The sequence below is a fragment of the Pseudomonas rhodesiae genome (assembly GCF_013285305.1).
Lineage (GTDB): Bacteria > Pseudomonadota > Gammaproteobacteria > Pseudomonadales > Pseudomonadaceae > Aquipseudomonas > Aquipseudomonas rhodesiae.
Window position 1 is genome coordinate 3,136,369 of record NZ_CP054205.1, and the last position, 17,291, is coordinate 3,153,659.

The following is a 17,291-nucleotide window of genomic DNA, read 5'->3' on the forward strand; positions in this document are numbered from 1 at the left end:
AATAAAGAGAGAACGCCATGTCACAGAGCGCCGCTGTCACCCAGGCCAACGATGACGATAAAAACGCTGTCTACAAGCGCGTGACCCTGCGCTTGATCCCCTTCATTTTTATCTGCTACCTGTTCAACTACCTCGACCGCGTCAACGTCGGCTTCGCCAAGCTGCAGATGCTCGACGCCCTCAAGTTCAGCGAAACCGTGTACGGCCTCGGGGCCGGAATCTTCTTTATCGGTTATGTACTATGCGGCGTACCGAGCAACCTGGCGCTGAGCAAATTCGGCCCACGGCGCTGGATCGCCCTGATGATGGTCGTGTGGGGCACGCTGTCCACCTGCCTGCTGTTCGTCAGCACGCCGACGCACTTCTACACCTTGCGCCTGTTTACCGGTGCGGCCGAAGCCGGCTTCTTCCCCGGCGTGGTGCTGTACCTCTCGCAGTGGTTCCCGACCTTCCGTCGCGGGCGGATTATGGCGTTGTTTATGTCGGCGATCCCCGTGTCGGGCCTATTGGGCAGCCCGTTTTCCGGCTGGATTCTCAACCACTTCGCCGCCGGCCAGGGTGGTCTGGCCGGTTGGCAGTGGATGTTCCTGCTCCAAGGCATACCCACCGTGGTGCTGGGCGCCCTCGCCTACTTCCTGCTCAGCGACAGTTTCGCCCACGCCAAATGGCTCACGCCTCAGGAACGCGCGGTGCTGGAAGCCGACCAGGCCACGGACTTGGCGAACAAGCCTAAGACCACCAGCGACTCCCTCGCCGAAGTGTTCAAGAACCCGGCGATCTGGGCATTTGGCCTGATCTACTTCTGCATCCAGAGCGGCGTGTACGCCATCAACTTCTGGCTGCCGTCGATCATCAAGAACCTCGGGTTCAGCGATAACCTGGTGATCGGTTGGCTCAGTGCAATCCCGTATTTGCTGGCGGCGGTGTTTATGCTGCTGGTGGGCCGCTCCGCCGACCTGCGCAAAGAGCGGCGCTGGCACTTGGTCGTGCCCATGCTGATGGGCGCGGTGGGCCTGGTGATCGCGGTGAATTTCGCCACCACGCCGGCCATTGCGATCCTCGGCCTGACCATCGCCACCATGGGCGCGCTTACCGGCCTGCCGATGTTCTGGCCGGTGCCGACGGCGATGCTCAGCGCGGGTGCCGCCGCCGGTGGGCTGGCGTTGATCAACTCCATGGGCCAGATGGCAGGCTTCCTCAGCCCATATATCGTCGGCTTTGTAAAAGATGCCACCGGCTCCACGGATATGGCCCTGTACCTGCTGGCGGCAGTGATTGTGGCGGGCAGTGTATTGGCACTGCGCATGACTCGCTCATTGCGCACATAAGCCATCACTCAGGATGCACCGCGGCTGGTGCATCCTGAGCCCGCATAACCGTTATAAGCTTTTTGCTTTTTAAACCTGTCAACCTTGACAGTACCCGCTGCTTTTATTTGTTCTCATACTCCAGGCGCCACCCCACTTGGATGAGGACTGCGTCATGGAGATTCTTCAACTGCCCAGAAATTCGCATCTGGCCGATGGCACGGCCAGCGCGAACATGTCCGGCGTGATCACGCGGGCATTCAAAGCGGACACGGTCAGGCTGGAAAAGACCCATGTCCAATGGGTTATTACCGCACGCCAGAGTGCAGTGGGTTCTCAACCCAGTGTCGAGCTCACCTGCTTGCTGCCCTTGAGCCTTCGCGACAATGGCAAGCCCCATACCTACAGCTTCGACGGCACACGCAAAGTGACTACGGCCTCCGCAGCAATATTTACCGCCAACACCAACTTTGTAGCCGTATCAGGTGAAATTACCGTCACCTTGAGGAAAAACCGTATCGTCGCAACGTTCAATTTTACCGCCCAGCCCTATAACCAACCGGAAGCTCAGTTGATGGTGTCCCGAGGCACCTGTGACGTACATAACGGCAACGGGAAATTCGAGGTTGAGCTCAGTGGCGGGATACTGCCTATGCCCTCATTCAAGGCTGAAAACCTGGCCGTCAATACGTTTGAGCACTTGGGTGTCGCCCCGTACTACAACATCCTAGGGTGGTCCCGTGTTTTCCCCGACACCGAGTATTTCTTCGCCGTGCAAATTGATACCAAAGTCAGAGAGGGCACATACAAAATCGTCCTGGACGATCCACGGATCGGGATTTTGACAAACCTGATTGGCTTTCAGCATCTGTATGCAACCAGCGGTCAACTCACCATCAAAAAAATGCCACATGCCGGACACGCGATCGCGGACTTCAAGGTTGAATTCAATCATCCCCCCTTGCCGGTTTATTCAGCCAAAGGCCAACTGAATATTCAGGACTACGGCCAAGCCCCAGGATGAGCGGTTCACCGACAGACGAGGATGTTTCAATAAGGATGTGGCCTGGACGTCCTTATTGATCATTTCGTACGTCGTTCAACAGCGCATGGCAGCGTTGCTGCAAAAATGCCTGGAACACTTTTACTCTTTCCGACACCTGCGCACGATGGGGACACATCAGGTTCAGCGGCGCAGGCTCACCTTGCCAGCCATAGAACAACGGCACCAAACGGCCGGCCCTTATGTCCCGTACTACATCCAGTCCAGCTTTATAGGTCACCCCATGCCCCGCCAGCGCCCACCGCCTCGCCACTTCACCGTCGTCGCACAAATAATCGCTATGCACGGGCACTTCCTGCACCACATCGCCTTTGCGAAAGCTCCATGTATTGTTAGGGCGCCCATGGCGCATGTAAATCAGCGCGCTGTGCTGCGCCAGATCGGCAGGCTCACGAGGGGTCCCGTGTCGGGCCAAGTACGCAGGGCTGGCGCAGGCCACGCGGTGGTGGTGCGCTACGATCGGTAAAGCCACCAGGCTGGAATCATTCGGCACGCCAAAGCGCAGGGCAATATCCACGGTCTCGCGGAACAGGTCGGCGTTCTTATCGTTAAGCAGTAACTGCAGGCGGATATGGGGGTGCTGTTGCTTGAAGTCATCCAACCATCCCAGCAAAACCGTGCGCCCAAAATCCGAGGGAGCGGCCAGTTGCAGTACACCGTTCAAGCCTTCGCCGTGCCGCTTCAGCCCTTGTTCCCCTTCAGACAAAGCGGCGAGCGCCAGGCGCACGCTGTCCAGGTAACAGCGACCCTCTTCAGTCAGGCGCATGCTGCGCGTAGAGCGAGCCAGCAGGCGAACGCCAAGACGTGTTTCCAGGCGCTTGAGCGCAATGCTCGCGGCGGCGGGTGTCAAGCCAAGGGTGCGTGCGGCGGCGGATAGGCTCCCGGTATCCGCCGTACGGGCAAAGACTTCAAGGTCGAGAATCGAGCTCACTGATAAAAATCCTTTAATTATCTTGTCGATTTACCGCTATTTTTTCGACATTGCCAAGCTGAGAGGATGAATATCCCTTTTTTAATGCGAGGCAGAACCCATGACATCTCCCCTCAATGGCAAAACCGTGGTGGTGATTGGCGGCAGCAGCGGCATCGGCGCGGCGGTCGCCGAGCAAGCCAAGTCACGAGGCGCGCAGGTGGTGCTGGCGGGACGACGCCTGTCTTCGGCGCTCCACAACGGCCTGCGCAGCGAACCTGTGGACGTGACGGATAATGCGTCATTGCAACGCCTGTTCGAGAGCGTGGGCCGCTTTGATCATTTGGTTTACACCGCCGGCCCTGCCGTACAGGCGAAAAATCTTCAGGACACCGACCTGCAACTGGCCCAGGACAATTTCAACGTCAAACTCTGGGGCGCGTTGCGGGCTATCCAACTGGCACTGCCATTCCTCGATGAGCATGGGAGTATCGTCCTTACGTCCGGGCAGTTGGGGCGCAAGTTAGTGCCTGGGCAATTCATCAAAATCGGCATTAACGCTGCGACCGAAGCGCTGGGTAAACAATTAGCCAAGGAGCTGGCACCGCGTCGGGTCAACGTCGTCAGCCCCGGCGTGATCGACACACCGGCGTATGCGGGGTTGTCGGAAGATCAACGCGAGGCCATGTATGCCAAGGTCGGCCAGGCCTTGCCGGTCGGACGTGTGGGGCAAGCTTACGAAGTGGCAGCCGGGTATGTACTGGCTATGGAAAATGCCTTCATGACCGGCAGCGTGATCGACATCGACGGCGGCGGTTTGCTGTAAGGCAACGGCGTAAACCGCATTCATGTCCATAGCCGGCTTGTTCGAGGATGCCGCGATCTGGTATTGCATAGGCTCTATCCCGCGACATTGAGGTGTTCTCTATGCTTTATCGTTCTCTGGGCCACTCCGGTTTGAAGGTCAGCGCACTCACCCTGGGCACCATGATGTTTGGCGAACAGACCAACACCGAGGACTCGTTGCGCATCATCGACAAGGCCTGGGACCAGGGTATCAACTTTATCGACACCGCGGATGTGTACACCGGCGGGCGCTCTGAAGAGTTGGTGGGTGAAGCCATCGCCCGTCAGCGCCAGGACTGGGTGGTGGCGTCCAAGGTCGGTTTCGGCCCGCCGGATGGGTTGCCCAACCGCAGTGGCCTGAGCCGCAAACGGATTTTCAATGCCCTCGACGCCAGCCTGACCCGCCTCGACACCGATTACCTGGACATCTACTACCTGCATCGTGAAGACCATCACACACCGCTGGAGGTAACGGTGTCGGCCATCGGCGACCTGATCCGTCAGGGCAAGATCCGTTACTGGGGCCTGTCCAACTACCGTGGCTGGCGCATTGCCGAGGTCATTCGCGTGGCAGAGCGCCTGGGGGTGGACAGACCGGTGATCAGCCAGCCGCTGTATAACATCGTCAACCGTCAGGCCGAGGTCGAGCAGATTACCGCTGCCGCCGCCTATGGCCTCGGTGTGGTGCCCTACAGCCCGCTGGCGCGCGGTGTGCTCAGCGGCAAGTACGCGCCGGACGTTACCCCTGAGGCCGGCAGCCGTGCCGCGCGCCAGGACAAGCGCATCCTGGAAACCGAATGGCGCGTGGAGTCGCTGCGTATCGCCCAGCAGATCCAGCAGTACACCCAAGGGCGCGGCGTGGGCATGGTGGAATTCGCCATCGCTTGGGTGCTCAACAACGCCGCGGTGAGTTCAGCTATCGTTGGGCCGCGCACGGAGGCGCAATGGGACGCCTACACCGGCGCGCTGGAGGTGAAGATTACGGCGGAAGATGAGGCGTTCATCGATTCGCTGGTGACGCCGGGGCATTCGTCTACGCCGGGATTCAACGATGTGGGCCATTTCGTGTCGGGACGGACGCCGCTGTAAGCGCTCTGAAAGTGCAGCGCGGCAAACTTTTGTGCAATTTGCCCCAAAACAGAGCACCCGCAGCACGCCGAAAGCACCATAATCTGCTCTTCTTTTGATTGAATCGGTTTTGGGCGAGGACAGCGTGTCTAAAGGTGTGGCGTTATCGGTGTCGGCCTCGGTGTTGTTTGCCGTGATGTATTACTTCACGTCATTGCTCACGCCATTGAGCGGCCTGGAGATTTTCGGCTGGCGCATGTTGTTGACCGTGCCGTGCATGACAGTGTTCATGGTGGTCAGCGGCGAATGGCGGCAAGTGCGGGAACTGCTGCGCAGGTTGGCGGCCGAGCCGCGTTTGATCGCTGGCGTGGTGGTGTCGTCGGCCCTGTTGGGGGTGCAATTGTGGCTATTCATGTGGGCGCCTCTCAATGGCCGCAGCCTGGATGTGTCGGTGGGTTATTTCCTGCTGCCGCTGACCATGGTGCTGACCGGGCGCCTGGTATGGGGCGAACAATTGTCCTATCTCTAAAAGATCGCGGTGTTTTTTGCAGCGCTCGGCGTGCTGAACGAGCTGTACCAGGCCGGTGGTTTCTCCTGGGCGACGTTGGTAGTGATCATCGGTTACCCGCTGTACTTCATCGCGCGCAAATACCTCAAGACCGACCATTTGGGCGGCCTGTGGCTGGACATGGCACTGATGCTGCCCGTGGCCTGGTGGTTTGTGCAGAGCGGCGAACAGGGCTTTGCAGTGATGGACGCGCAACCGAAACTCTATGCGCTGATTCCGATCCTCGGCCTGATCAGCGCCTCGGCACTGGTGAGCTACATCATCGCCAGTCGCTTGCTGGCTTTCAGCCTGTTCGGCCTGCTCAGTTATGTCGAGCCGGTGCTGTTGCTGGTAGTGGCGCTGCTGCTGGGCGAAGGGATCAAGGCGGGCCAATGGCTGACCTACATTCCGATCTGGATCGCGGTCATGGTGCTGGTGTTTGAAGGGTTCAAGCATTTGGTACGCCAGCGCCAGGCGTAACACGCAGGCGTTAAAAAGCCCGACCAGGGTCAACTCTGGTCGGGCTTTTTTCTACGCGTGGGTTCAGTCGGTGGTCAACACACCGCGCCGAACCTGATCACGCTCGATGGATTCGAACAAGGCTTTGAAGTTGCCTTCGCCGAAGCCGTCGTCGCCCTTGCGTTGAATAAACTCGAAGAACACCGGGCCCATCAGGGTTTCCGAGAAGATCTGCAACAGCAGACGCTTGTCGCCCTCGATCGAAGAACCGTCCAACAGGATTCCACGGGCCTGCAACTGGTCCACCGGCTCGCCGTGGTTCGGCAAGCGACCTTCGAGCATTTCGTAGTAGGTGTCCGGTGGCGCGGTCATAAAGCGCATACCGATTTTCTTCAACGCATCCCACGTCTTGACCAGGTCATCAGTGAGGAACGCCACATGTTGGATGCCCTCGCCGTTGAACTGCATGAGGAACTCTTCGATCTGCCCGGCGCCCTTGGACGATTCTTCGTTCAGCGGGATGCGGATCATACCGTCCGGAGCGCTCATGGCCTTGGAGGTCAGGCCGGTGTATTCGCCTTTGATGTCGAAATAACGCGCCTCACGGAAGTTGAACAGCTTCTCGTAGAAGTTGGCCCAGTACACCATGCGCCCGCGGTAGACGTTGTGGGTCAGGTGGTCGATAACCTTGAGACCGGCGCCTTGCGGGTTGCGGTCCACGCCGTCGAGAAAGACGAAATCGATGTCGTAGATCGAACTGCCTTCGCCGAAACGATCGATCAGGTACAGCGGCGCGCCACCGATGCCTTTGATCGCCGGCAGGTTAAGCTCCATCGGGCCGGTTTCGATATGAATCGGCTGCGCGCCCAGTTCCAGTGCGCGGTTGTAGGCTTTTTGGGAGTCCTTAACGCGGAACGCCATGCCGCACACCGACGGGCCGTGCTCTGCGGCAAAGTAGGAGGCGATACTGTTGGGCTCGTTGTTGAGGATCAGATTGATCTCGCCCTGGCGATACAAGTGCACATTCTTGGAGCGGTGGGTGGCGACTTTGCTGAACCCCATGATCTCGAAGATCGGCTCCAGGGTGCCGGGCGTCGGCGATGCGAATTCGATGAACTCAAAGCCCATCAGGCCCATTGGGTTTGCGTGTTGGTCGGTCATGTTCGGTGCCTCATCCTGCTCTTTGAAATAAAGAGTCTGATTAAAGAAAAATCAATTGCCAGCAAGGATGAGGTGCAGGGGTGGCGCGCAGGACAGGCCTCGCACGCTGCGGGCGAGGAAGTCACCAAAGATGAGGGGGGAGCCGAGTCGCTTCATGGTTACATCAGTCTCTGACGGCTTTAGGCTTGCGTGAGCGCAAGTCATATTCTTGTATGCGTAAACCGATTCTACACAGCGTAACCTGGTTTGTCCGTACTCTTATCAAATCCCCATTGCCCTGGCGCGTGCAAGGAGTTTGTTGCACAGGCGGAACCCCAACAGAATCACCACGCCGCCCCGCTCTGGTCGCGTACGCACAAAACCCGGATCACGCGAGCATATTCGAACCGAGCCATCTATCATCGGAGCATCCCTGACCGCTACGCCGGTCACGCTCTCTGCGCAATAGGTTTCAGACCCCATGCCCCTCAGTGTCCAAGGCCCTTCAAAGCCGATCACCCGCTATGCCATCAGCCTGTTGTGCACGCTGCTGCCGATACTGCTGGGCGTGCTTATTCTGCATTGGCAGGCCGAACGCACCCTGGAGCAGAGTACCGCGCAGACCGCCCAAGAAGCCGTGCGCCAGTTCGACCTGATGCTCGACAACACCGCCCTCGCCGCCCAGGCGCTCCTGCCGTTGGCCGGACAACCGTGCGACAGCGCTACCCAACTGGCGTTGCGCGAGCAAGTGACACGCCGGCCGTTCGTGCGGGCGACCACCCTGTCCTGGCAAAAGAACATCTATTGCACTTCGCTGTTCGGCGGCGATTACGCCTCGCCCGTCAACCCGGACGATTACGTGGACGGGCGCCTGTGGTTGATGAATGGCAACCCGGTCACACCGGATACGGCGCTGCTGGTCTACCGCCTGGTTGACGGCGACAAGGCCGCGTTCGCCTCCATAGACGGGTACCACCTGACCAACGCGCTGCGCCTGATCAGTCGGTATGCGCAGTTGATCCTGCAGGTCGGGCCGCGCTGGCTCGACGATCAAGGCCGGGTCCACGAGACACTGCCACCGGTATTTGCGGTGGCTCATCACCACCTGGCGTCGGAACGCTATCGCTACAGCGTAGAAGCAGGCGTGCCGGCCGGCGAGGTGTGGCGATATATGCAGGCTCGCTATCCTGCGCTATTGAGCCTGGTGGTGTTTTTTGGCGTGCTGGCAGGCCTGCTCGCCCATTGGCTGCAAAAGCGCTCGTCGGCGCCGACCCGTGAGCTGCAACGGGCGTTGGGCGCCAATGAGTTCATTGCTTTTTTTCAACCCGTGGTGCGCGGCGACACCCGTGAATGGGCCGGCTGTGAAGTGCTGATGCGCTGGCAGCACCCCAAGGAGGGCTTGGTTCGGCCGGACCTATTCATTCCGCTGGCCGAGGATAGCGGCCTGATCGTGCCCATGACCCGCGCCCTGCTCCGTCAGGCCGCCGCTCAATTGGCGCCCCATGCCTCACGCTTTGCGCCGGGTTTTCATATCGGTGTGAACATCACCGCGCGCCACTGTCAGGACTTGCAACTGGTGGACGACTGTCGCGAATTCCTCGCCGCGTTTGCACCTGGCCAGGTGATTCTGGTGCTGGAGCTCACCGAACGCGAATTGATCGAACCCACCGACGTCACGCGACGTCTGTTCGATGCCTTGCATGCGCTTGGGGTGATGATCGCCATCGATGACTTCGGCACCGGCCACTCCAGCCTGGGTTATTTGCGCAATTTCAATGTGGACTACTTGAAGATCGATCAGAGTTTTGTCGCCATGATCGGCGTGGATGCACTCTCCAGCCATATTCTGGACAGCATCATAGAGTTATCTGGCAAGCTCGATTTGGGCATTGTCGCCGAGGGGGTAGAAACAGCGCAGCAGTGTGAATACCTGGCCGCTCGCGGGGTGGACTATCTTCAAGGCTACCTGTTCGGCAGACCTTTACCCTGTGATGAATTCATTAAGTCCCTGGCCAGCCATTGAATAGCCATGCACTAGCAATGCGCAAATTATGTTAATGGGACAAAAGACATGATTTACTCGTGACGAATTAACTACTACAATTTTTCTTGCCTGTGCAGAACTCGCAGGAGGCTTCTTCTTAGAGTCGCCTTAAAGCGCTTGGCTTGCAGCTTTTTTACAGTTGATATCAGCCAACTACACTATTGGAGTACCTATTTTGTCCAAACTCGCCGAATTTCGCGCAGCAGAAAGAGCCCTTCAAGAGCAGCTGGCCCAGCTGGAGTCCTTGAAGAATGACGCCAGCTTGAAGAAAGAAATCGAATTCGAAGAAAAACTCCAAGGGCTGATGAAGACCTATGGCAAGAGCCTGCGCGATATCATCGCGATCCTGGATCCTAGCCTGAGCAAGGCCAGCGCGGTCGCCTCCGCGCCTAAGCAGCGCCGCGCACGCGTGGTCAAGGTTTACCAGAACCCGCATACCGGGGAACTGATCGAAACCAAAGGTGGCAACCACCGTGGCCTCAAAGCCTGGAAAGAAGAGCACGGCGCGGAAACCGTTGAATCCTGGCTGCGCAAGTGATCCACACGCACTAATAAAAAGCCCCGCACATGCGGGGCTTTTGTTATTCAACGGTTCGCAAGTGAACTTAAATAAAAGTTCATTTCGTTCAAAATCGATCGTCGCGATTGCTCTAAAGTTTCAGGCTGTCACGCACCGAACTGACTTCATTCTTGCTGGCGTCATAGGCTTGTGCCTGACCGGCGTATGAAAATACATACGCCTTATCAGTATCGACCGCACCCACCAATGTTTGTGATAGCACATGCCGCCCGTTCTCGGTGATCACGCAAGTAGTTTCCAGTGCGTCGAGGCGGCTCAATGTCGAAGGGTGCATCTTGGTGCACACGCTTTGATAGCCGCCTTGGGCAAAGTCTTTTTGAATAGACTTACGCATTTCCAGCAGAACGCCTTGAAGATTAACTTTATGCCCCGCCTCAATCGGCGTAGCGGTCAGTTCCATGACCATCAAAGTCTGGCCATTCTCGTCATTCTTGATCGCTCGCTGTCGGGATACGGCCTGAGTGCTGACGGAAGCATCGCCCTCGGGCGCCAGCTCTTCGATTTGCCAGCCGCTGGGCCAATGAACTTCCGGCTCGCCAGCCAACACCCACTGACTGGTCAACAGCACACATACAGTACTCAACAGCGGTTTACGACACTCAATCATTGCGAAAACACCCCAGGGACCAGCGGCAAAGTGTGAGGCCCGCCACCTGCCAGTCGCAAGGCCTACGCGGGCTTTTTCATTTGGCGCGGCGGACGGGCCTTGCGTATCATGGCCCGGCTGCATAAATGCTTGCCGCAAGCCAAGGGAGCACTCCACGCTGGAGTCGCGCTTGCCCCATTTTTTTCTGGAGGGCCCATGAGCCTGCACGAACTGAACACCTTCCCGGGCGTCACCGCCCAGCCTGATACCGCCACCACGAACTTCGTGTTCAACCACACCATGCTGCGGGTCAAGGACATCACCCGCTCGCTGGATTTCTACACCCGCGTCCTGGGGTTCTCCCTGGTTGAAAAGCGCGACTTCCCGGAAGCTGAATTCAGCCTGTACTTCCTGGCGCTGGTGGATAAATCCCAGATCCCGGCCGACGCGGCCGAGCGTACTCAGTGGATGAAGTCGATTCCCGGCATCCTGGAACTGACCCACAACCACGGCACCGAAAACGATGCGGACTTTGCCTACCATAACGGCAACACTGATCCGCGTGGTTTTGGCCATATCTGCATCTCGGTACCGGATATCGTTGCCGCCTGCGAGCGTTTCGAAGCCCTGGGCTGTGACTTCCAGAAACGTCTGACCGATGGCCGCATGAAAAGCCTGGCATTTATCAAAGACCCGGACGGTTACTGGGTCGAGATTATTCAACCCGCACCGATGTAAACGAAAAAAAACCCCATGATCGCTCATGGGGTTTTGCATTTCCGGGCCTGTATTTATGCTGGCGCGGAGGTGCGGATCAGGTGGTCGAATGCGCTCAAGGAAGCCTTGGCGCCCTCGCCCACGGCGATCACGATCTGCTTATACGGCACAGTAGTGACGTCGCCGGCGGCAAACACGCCAGGCAGTGAGGTCTCGCCACGGGCATCGACGATGATCTCGCCACGCGGCGTCAGCTCCACCGTGCCTTTGAGCCAATCGGTGTTGGGCAGCAGGCCGATCTGTACGAAGATACCTTCCAGGTCGAGGGTCTTGAACTCGCCGCTGTCGCGATCTTTGTACGCCAGGCCGGTGACTTTCTGCCCATCGCCTTTCACTTCGCTGGTCAACGCACTGGTGATCACGTCCACATTCGGCAGGCTGTACAGCTTGCGCTGCAGGACTGCATCGGCGCGCAACTTGCTGTCGAATTCCAGCAGCGTAACGTGGCTGACAATACCCGCCAGATCGATGGCCGCTTCGACGCCGGAGTTGCCGCCGCCGATCACTGCCACACGCTTGCCCTTGAACAGCGGGCCGTCGCAGTGCGGGCAGAAACACACGCCCTTGGCCTTGTATTCCTGCTCGCCCGGCACACCCATTTCGCGCCAGCGTGCACCGGTGGCCAGAATCACGGTCTTGGACTTGAGGGTCGCGCCGCTTTCGAAGCGGATCTCGTGCAGTTCGCCGGCACTTTTTGCCGGGATCAGACTGCTGGCACGCTGCAGGTTCATGATGTCCACGTCGTACTGGCGCACATGGGCTTCCAGAGCACTGGCCAATTTCGGCCCTTCGGTTTCCTGTACCGAGATAAAGTTTTCGATGGACATGGTGTCCAGCACCTGACCACCGAAACGCTCGGCGGCAACACCGGTGCGAATGCCTTTACGCGCAGCATAGATAGCCGCAGAGGAGCCCGCCGGGCCACCGCCGACCACCAGCACATCAAAGGCGTCTTTAGCGCTGATTTTCTCGGCGGCTTTTTCGGCGCCGCTGGTGTCGAGCTTGGCGAGGATTTCTTCCAGACCCATGCGGCCCTGGCCAAAGTTGACCCCGTTGAGGTAAACGCTGGGCACCGCCATGATCTGACGCTCATCGACTTCAGCCTGAAACAGCGCACCGTCGATAGCAACGTGGCGGATATTCGGGTTGAGCACTGCCATCAGGTTCAGCGCCTGGACCACATCCGGGCAGTTCTGGCAGGACAGCGAGAAGTACGTCTCGAAGCTGAACTCGCCTTTGAGGGCGCGGATCTGTTCAATCACTTCGACACTGGCCTTCGACGGGTGGCCACCGACTTGCAGCAGGGCCAGCACCAACGAAGTGAATTCATGGCCCATGGGGATACCGGCAAAACGCAGGCTGATCTCGGCACCCGGGCGGTTGATGGAGAACGACGGCTTACGCCCATCGTCACCATCGGTTTTCAGCGTAATCAGCGTGGTAAGGCTGGTTACGTCTTGTAAAAGAGCCAGCATTTCCTGGGATTTCGCACCGTCGTCGAGGGAGGCGACGATCTCGATCGGCTGGGTGACCCGTTCCAGGTATGACTTCAACTGAGCTTTAAGATTGGCGTCCAACATACGGGCGATTTCCTGTTCATTCGGTTTATTACAGTCGAAAAAAAACGCCCGAGCGAATCTCGCCCGGGCGTTTTGAGGGCGGTTGCAGCTTACTTCACAGGTGCGGAAACCCGCCCTAGAGACTTCACAGACTTAGATCTTGCCGACCAGGTCCAGGGACGGAGCCAGGGTGGCCTCGCCTTCTTTCCACTTGGCTGGGCACACTTCACCCGGGTGAGCGGCAACGTACTGTGCGGCCTTGATTTTGCGCAGCAGCTCGGAAGCGTCACGGCCAACACCGCCGTCGTTGAGTTCAACGATTTTGATCTGGCCTTCCGGGTTGATCACGAAAGTGCCACGGTCTGCCAGGCCAGCTTCTTCGATCAGCACGTCGAAGTTGCGGGAGATGGTCAGGGTCGGGTCGCCGATCATGGTGTACTGGATTTTGCCGATGGCTGGCGAAGTGTTGTGCCAGGCTGCGTGGGCAAAGTGGGTGTCGGTGGACACGCTGTAGATCTCGACGCCCAGTTTCTGGAATTCGGCGTAGTTGTCGGCCAGGTCTTCCAGCTCGGTTGGGCAAACGAAGGTGAAGTCGGCTGGGTAGAAGAACACCACAGACCATTTGCCTTTCAGGTCAGCGTCGGTCACATCTACGAAGCTGCCGTTTTTGAACGCAGTGGCTTTAAACGGTTTTACTTGGCTGTTGATGATAGGCATCGTTGACTCTCCGTCAGGGGTTAAGAAGTTGATGAGGTGAATCCTACCCAGTCTCTCGATAGATGGCTCATTGGCAAACCTGATGCTGATGATTGGTTTTCCCTATCAGGTCACCCTATTAATAGAAGAAAACTCAAATCAATGGCTGGTTAGCCAGCGTCATACCAAGAAAGGGCGTCGCTTCAACATAGCGCATGGCGGATTTCATGTCGTTCCAGCCGACATAACTCATCAATGACTTCATATCCCAGCCATTGCGATGGGCCCACGTAGCGAACCCCCGCCGCAGCGAATGGCTGGTGTAGTGCTCGGCCGCGATGCCGGCGCGCTCAAGTGCCTGGCGCAGCAGCGGGATGACGCTGTTGGGATGCAAGCCCTTCTCCCCTACATTGCCCCAGCGGTCGATACCACGAAACACCGGCCCGCGCACCAATGCCGCCGTACTTAGCCAATCGCCATAGGCCTGCACTGGGCACAGGCGCAGCAGAGCCGGGGTGTGGTAGGTCTTGCCCAGGTTGTCGCGATCACTTTTGCTGCGCGGCACATACAAGCTGATTCCGGCCCCCGGTGTGACCTGCACATGCTCCACTTGCAAGCGGCATAGCTCGTCACTGCGAAAGCCACGCCAGAAGCCCAGCAGGATCAACGCCCTGTCGCGCGTGGCCCGCAGCAGCCGTGCCGTGTCCTGGGACTCGTTCGCTTGCTGCGCCTCCTGCTCAAGAAAAGCCACCACCTGCTCCAACTGCTGGAGTTGCAGCGGCTCGGCTTGCTTTTCCCGCGCCGGGTGCACCGCACGGATGCCCTTGAGCACCTTACGCACCACCGGCGCCTTGGTGGGATCAGGAAAGCCTTGGCTGGTATGCCACTGCGCCAACGCCGAGAGCCGCAACTTCAAGGTATTGACCGCCAGGACACCCGCGTGCGCGACCAGGTAGCGCGCCACGCTGTCGCTGGTGGCCGGCAGAAAGCCGCCCCAGCTCACTTCGAAATGTTCAATGGCCGCGCGGTAGCTACGGCGCGTGTTATCGCGAGTGGCGGCGTTGAGGTATCGATCCAGGTCGCTCATGGAGGGCCTATTCGTACTGGAAACGGGGACAGTTGCGCTGAAGACACGCATGACGCGGGATAATACGCCAATATCCCATCTGTTAACTTCATAATTTGAACGTGAAATAATCCATGTTAGAGTACGTAACTACATACTACGTACCACAGTACCAAATCGACGGAGACCTCATGGCGCGCGGCGGCATCAATAAAGCAGTGGTTCAAACGGCACGCTTGGCGATCATCGCCAGAGGCGAACACCCCAGCATCGATGCAGTACGCATCGAGATGGGCAATACCGGCTCCAAGACCACCATTCATCGCTACTTGAAGGAGTTGGATGAGAGCGAATCACGCGTCACCATCACCGAGGCGCCCATCGACGAAGAACTGAGCGAGCTGGTCGCGCGGCTGGCCCAGCGTCTCAAAGACAAGGCTCAGGAGCCGATCGACCTGGCCTTGGCGCAATTCGAACAAGAGAAAACTGCCCTGCACGCCCAGCTGCAAACCCTGCAGGACGCCCATCAGCAGCTTCAGCAGCAATTCGATATTCAAGCCGCTGCCCTGGCGGAAGAAAGCGCAGCCTTGCAAACCGCCAGCACCAGCCTGCAAACCGAGCAGACCCGCAATGCCGGGCTCAGCCAGGCGTGCAGCGATTACGAGTTGCGCCTCAACGATAAAGATGAGCAGATCCGCTCGCTGGAAGACAAACACACCCACGCGCGGGATGCCCTGGAGCACTACCGCAGCGCCATCAAGGAACAGCGCGAGCAGGAACAGCGGCGTCACGAAGGCCAGTTGCAACAAGTTCAGGCAGAGCTACGCCAGGCCCAGCAAAGCGCCATGGTGCGTCAGGATGAGATCACTCAATTGCATCGGGATAATGAGCGGCTGCTGACCGAACACCGGGTCACAGTGAAAGAGCTGGCGGCATTGCAGGAAAAATTCCAGAAAGATCAGACCGAGCACCGCCAGCTCAGCGAACAGCTCAACCGTATCGACGGCGAGCGCACCTTGCTTCAAGAGCGTCTGCGCGTGGCGCTGCTGGACAGTCAGTCGCGACAGGCAGCACTGACTGAATACCAGCAAGCCAACAAAACCCTGGAACTGGACCTGATCAAGGCCCAGGCCAGTATCGAAGCCTTGCGTCTGGCCGCCGTCGTTGCAACGGCGCCAGCGCCAGAGACCAAGCCAACCGACTGATCAGTCGGCCACTGGCGTGCGCATGGTGACGAATTCTTCCGCCGCCGTAGGATGCACGCCTATGGTTTCGTCAAAATGCCGCTTGGTCGCGCCCGCCTTGAGCGCGATCGCCAGGCCCTGGACGATTTCGCCCGCGTCCGGACCCACCATGTGGCAGCCCAACACCTTGTCGGTATCGGCATCCACCACGAGCTTCATCAGGGTCTTTTCCTGGCAGTCCGTCAGGGTCAGTTTCATCGGGCGGAAGCGACTTTCGAAAACCTGGACGTTATGGCCGTTCTTCTTCGCCTCCTCCTCTGTCAAACCTACAGTACCGATATTTGGCAGGCTGAACACCGCCGTCGGAATCATCGCGTAATCCACTGGGCGATACTGCTCGGGTTTGAATAGGCGACGCGCCACGGCCATGCCTTCAGCCAGGGCAACCGGAGTGAGCTGCACGCGACCGATCACATCGCCAATGGCCAAAATTGAAGGCTCGGTGGTTTCATACTGATCATTGACCTGCACAAAGCCACGCTCGTCGAGGGCGACCCCGGTGTTTTCCAGGCCCAGGTTGTCCAGCATCGGACGCCGACCGGTCGCATAGAACACGCAGTCCGCTTCCAGCACACGGCCATCCTTGAGGGTGGCCTTCAGGCTGCCATCGGCTTGTTTGTCGATGCGTTCGATATCGGCGTTGAACTGCAGATCCAAGCCGCGTTTAGTCAACTCCTCCTGCAGATGCTTGCGCACCGAGCCGTCAAAGCCGCGCAAGAACAAATCACCGCGATACAGCAGGCTAGTCTGAGCGCCCAGGCCATGGAAAATCCCGGCAAACTCAACGGCGATATAACCGCCGCCCACCACCAGCACGCGCTTGGGCAACTCCTTGAGGAAAAACGCCTCATTGGAGCCAATGGCATGTTCGCGCCCTGGAATCTCCGGAATCTGCGGCCAGCCGCCCGTGGCGATCAGGATGTGCTTGGCGGTAAAACGCTCACCATTGATTTCCACCTGATGCGGGTCCACCAATCGCGCGTGCCCTTCGTGCAGGGTCACGCCGCTGTTGACCAGCAGGTTGCGGTAGATGCCATTGAGGCGATTGATCTCGCGATCCTTATTGGCGATCAACGTCGCCCAATCGAAATTCGCCTCGCCCAAGGACCAGCCAAAGCCGCTGGCCTGTTCGAAGTCTTCGGCAAAATGCGCGCCGTACACCAAGAGCTTTTTCGGCACGCAGCCCACGTTCACACAGGTGCCGCCTAGATAGCGGCTTTCCGCTACGGCAACCTTGGCGCCAAACCCTGCGGCAAAACGCGCCGCGCGAACACCGCCGGAACCGGCGCCAATTACATACAGATCAAAATCGTAGGCCATTTCACTCTCCTCGGCAGGACACCAGCATACCGACTTACATGGGGCTGAAAAACGAAAAAGCCACCCGAAGGTGGCTTTC

The 17,291-nt window shown here is 58.5% G+C and carries 15 protein-coding genes and 1 pseudogene; 9 read left to right on the forward strand and 7 right to left on the reverse strand.

Annotated features, from left to right (window positions below):
* Window positions 1-17: 17 nt before the first annotated feature.
* Window positions 18-1,328 (forward strand): MFS transporter, encoded by a 1,311-nt coding sequence (locus HRH33_RS14180; protein ID WP_167417142.1) that lies wholly within the window; start codon window positions 18-20, stop codon window positions 1,326-1,328.
* Window positions 1,329-1,482: 154 nt separating this feature from the next.
* Window positions 1,483-2,331, forward strand: a complete 849-nt coding sequence (locus tag HRH33_RS14185) for a hypothetical protein (RefSeq protein WP_167417141.1) — start codon at window positions 1,483-1,485, stop codon at window positions 2,329-2,331.
* Window positions 2,332-2,383: 52 nt separating this feature from the next.
* Here HRH33_RS14185 and HRH33_RS14190 read toward each other — a convergent pair whose 3' ends face one another.
* A complete protein-coding gene (locus tag HRH33_RS14190) occupies window positions 2,384-3,301 on the reverse strand; it encodes a LysR family transcriptional regulator (protein WP_167417140.1) in 918 nt (305 codons plus the stop codon).
* Window positions 3,302-3,401: 100 nt separating this feature from the next.
* Here HRH33_RS14190 and HRH33_RS14195 point away from each other — a divergent pair, with 100 nt between their 5' ends.
* The 3 genes and pseudogenes from HRH33_RS14195 to rarD all read left to right on the forward strand — a co-directional run bounded on the left by HRH33_RS14195 (window position 3,402) and on the right by rarD (window position 6,221).
* Entirely contained in the window at window positions 3,402-4,106 is a 705-nt protein-coding gene (locus tag HRH33_RS14195; RefSeq protein ID WP_167417139.1) for an SDR family oxidoreductase, read from the forward strand.
* A gap of 101 nt (window positions 4,107-4,207) precedes the next feature.
* Window positions 4,208-5,215 (forward strand): aldo/keto reductase, encoded by a 1,008-nt coding sequence (locus tag HRH33_RS14200; RefSeq protein ID WP_167417138.1) that lies wholly within the window; start codon window positions 4,208-4,210, stop codon window positions 5,213-5,215.
* A gap of 124 nt (window positions 5,216-5,339) precedes the next feature.
* Window positions 5,340-6,221, forward strand: a pseudogene (rarD, locus tag HRH33_RS14205) (EamA family transporter RarD).
* Window positions 6,222-6,284: 63 nt separating this feature from the next.
* Here the strand turns inward: rarD and hppD are convergent.
* Window positions 6,285-7,361, reverse strand: coding sequence for a 4-hydroxyphenylpyruvate dioxygenase (gene hppD / locus HRH33_RS14210; RefSeq protein ID WP_034097982.1), 1,077 nt, complete (start codon window positions 7,359-7,361; stop codon window positions 6,285-6,287).
* 460 nt (window positions 7,362-7,821) lie between these two features.
* Here hppD and HRH33_RS14215 point away from each other — a divergent pair, with 460 nt between their 5' ends.
* Together HRH33_RS14215 and HRH33_RS14220 are read left to right on the forward strand one after the other, a co-directional pair.
* Complete coding sequence (locus HRH33_RS14215) at window positions 7,822-9,363, forward strand: EAL domain-containing protein (protein ID WP_167417136.1); 1,542 nt, start codon at window positions 7,822-7,824, stop codon at window positions 9,361-9,363.
* Between the two features lie 196 nt (window positions 9,364-9,559).
* Window positions 9,560-9,922 (forward strand): histone-like nucleoid-structuring protein, MvaT/MvaU family, encoded by a 363-nt coding sequence (locus HRH33_RS14220; protein ID WP_034097985.1) that lies wholly within the window; start codon window positions 9,560-9,562, stop codon window positions 9,920-9,922.
* Between the two features lie 112 nt (window positions 9,923-10,034).
* On the opposite strand, the gene HRH33_RS14225 is transcribed toward HRH33_RS14220, so the two are convergent.
* Entirely contained in the window at window positions 10,035-10,571 is a 537-nt protein-coding gene (locus tag HRH33_RS14225; RefSeq protein ID WP_167417135.1) for a DUF4946 domain-containing protein, read from the reverse strand.
* A gap of 195 nt (window positions 10,572-10,766) precedes the next feature.
* Between HRH33_RS14225 and gloA the strand changes: the two genes are divergently transcribed.
* On the forward strand, window positions 10,767-11,288 hold the full coding sequence (gloA, locus tag HRH33_RS14230; RefSeq protein WP_034097989.1) for a lactoylglutathione lyase: 522 nt from the start codon (window positions 10,767-10,769) through the stop codon (window positions 11,286-11,288).
* A 53-nt stretch (window positions 11,289-11,341) separates the two neighbouring features.
* Here gloA and ahpF read toward each other — a convergent pair whose 3' ends face one another.
* The 3 genes from ahpF to HRH33_RS14245 form a co-directional block, all read right to left on the reverse strand.
* On the reverse strand, window positions 11,342-12,907 hold the full coding sequence (ahpF, locus tag HRH33_RS14235) for an alkyl hydroperoxide reductase subunit F (protein WP_040268398.1): 1,566 nt from the start codon (window positions 12,905-12,907) through the stop codon (window positions 11,342-11,344).
* Between the two features lie 132 nt (window positions 12,908-13,039).
* Entirely contained in the window at window positions 13,040-13,603 is a 564-nt protein-coding gene (gene ahpC, locus HRH33_RS14240) for an alkyl hydroperoxide reductase subunit C (RefSeq protein ID WP_003191303.1), read from the reverse strand.
* A 133-nt stretch (window positions 13,604-13,736) separates the two neighbouring features.
* Window positions 13,737-14,669 (reverse strand): site-specific integrase, encoded by a 933-nt coding sequence (locus tag HRH33_RS14245; RefSeq protein WP_034138049.1) that lies wholly within the window; start codon window positions 14,667-14,669, stop codon window positions 13,737-13,739.
* Between the two features lie 170 nt (window positions 14,670-14,839).
* On the opposite strand from HRH33_RS14245, the gene HRH33_RS14250 reads away from it, so the two are divergent.
* Entirely contained in the window at window positions 14,840-15,853 is a 1,014-nt protein-coding gene (locus HRH33_RS14250; RefSeq protein WP_167417134.1) for a DNA-binding protein, read from the forward strand.
* Here HRH33_RS14250 and gorA read toward each other — a convergent pair whose 3' ends face one another.
* Window positions 15,854-17,212, reverse strand: coding sequence for a glutathione-disulfide reductase (gene gorA / locus HRH33_RS14255; RefSeq protein WP_094065758.1), 1,359 nt, complete (start codon window positions 17,210-17,212; stop codon window positions 15,854-15,856). It lies immediately after the preceding gene.
* Between the last annotated feature and the right edge of the window lie 79 nt (window positions 17,213-17,291).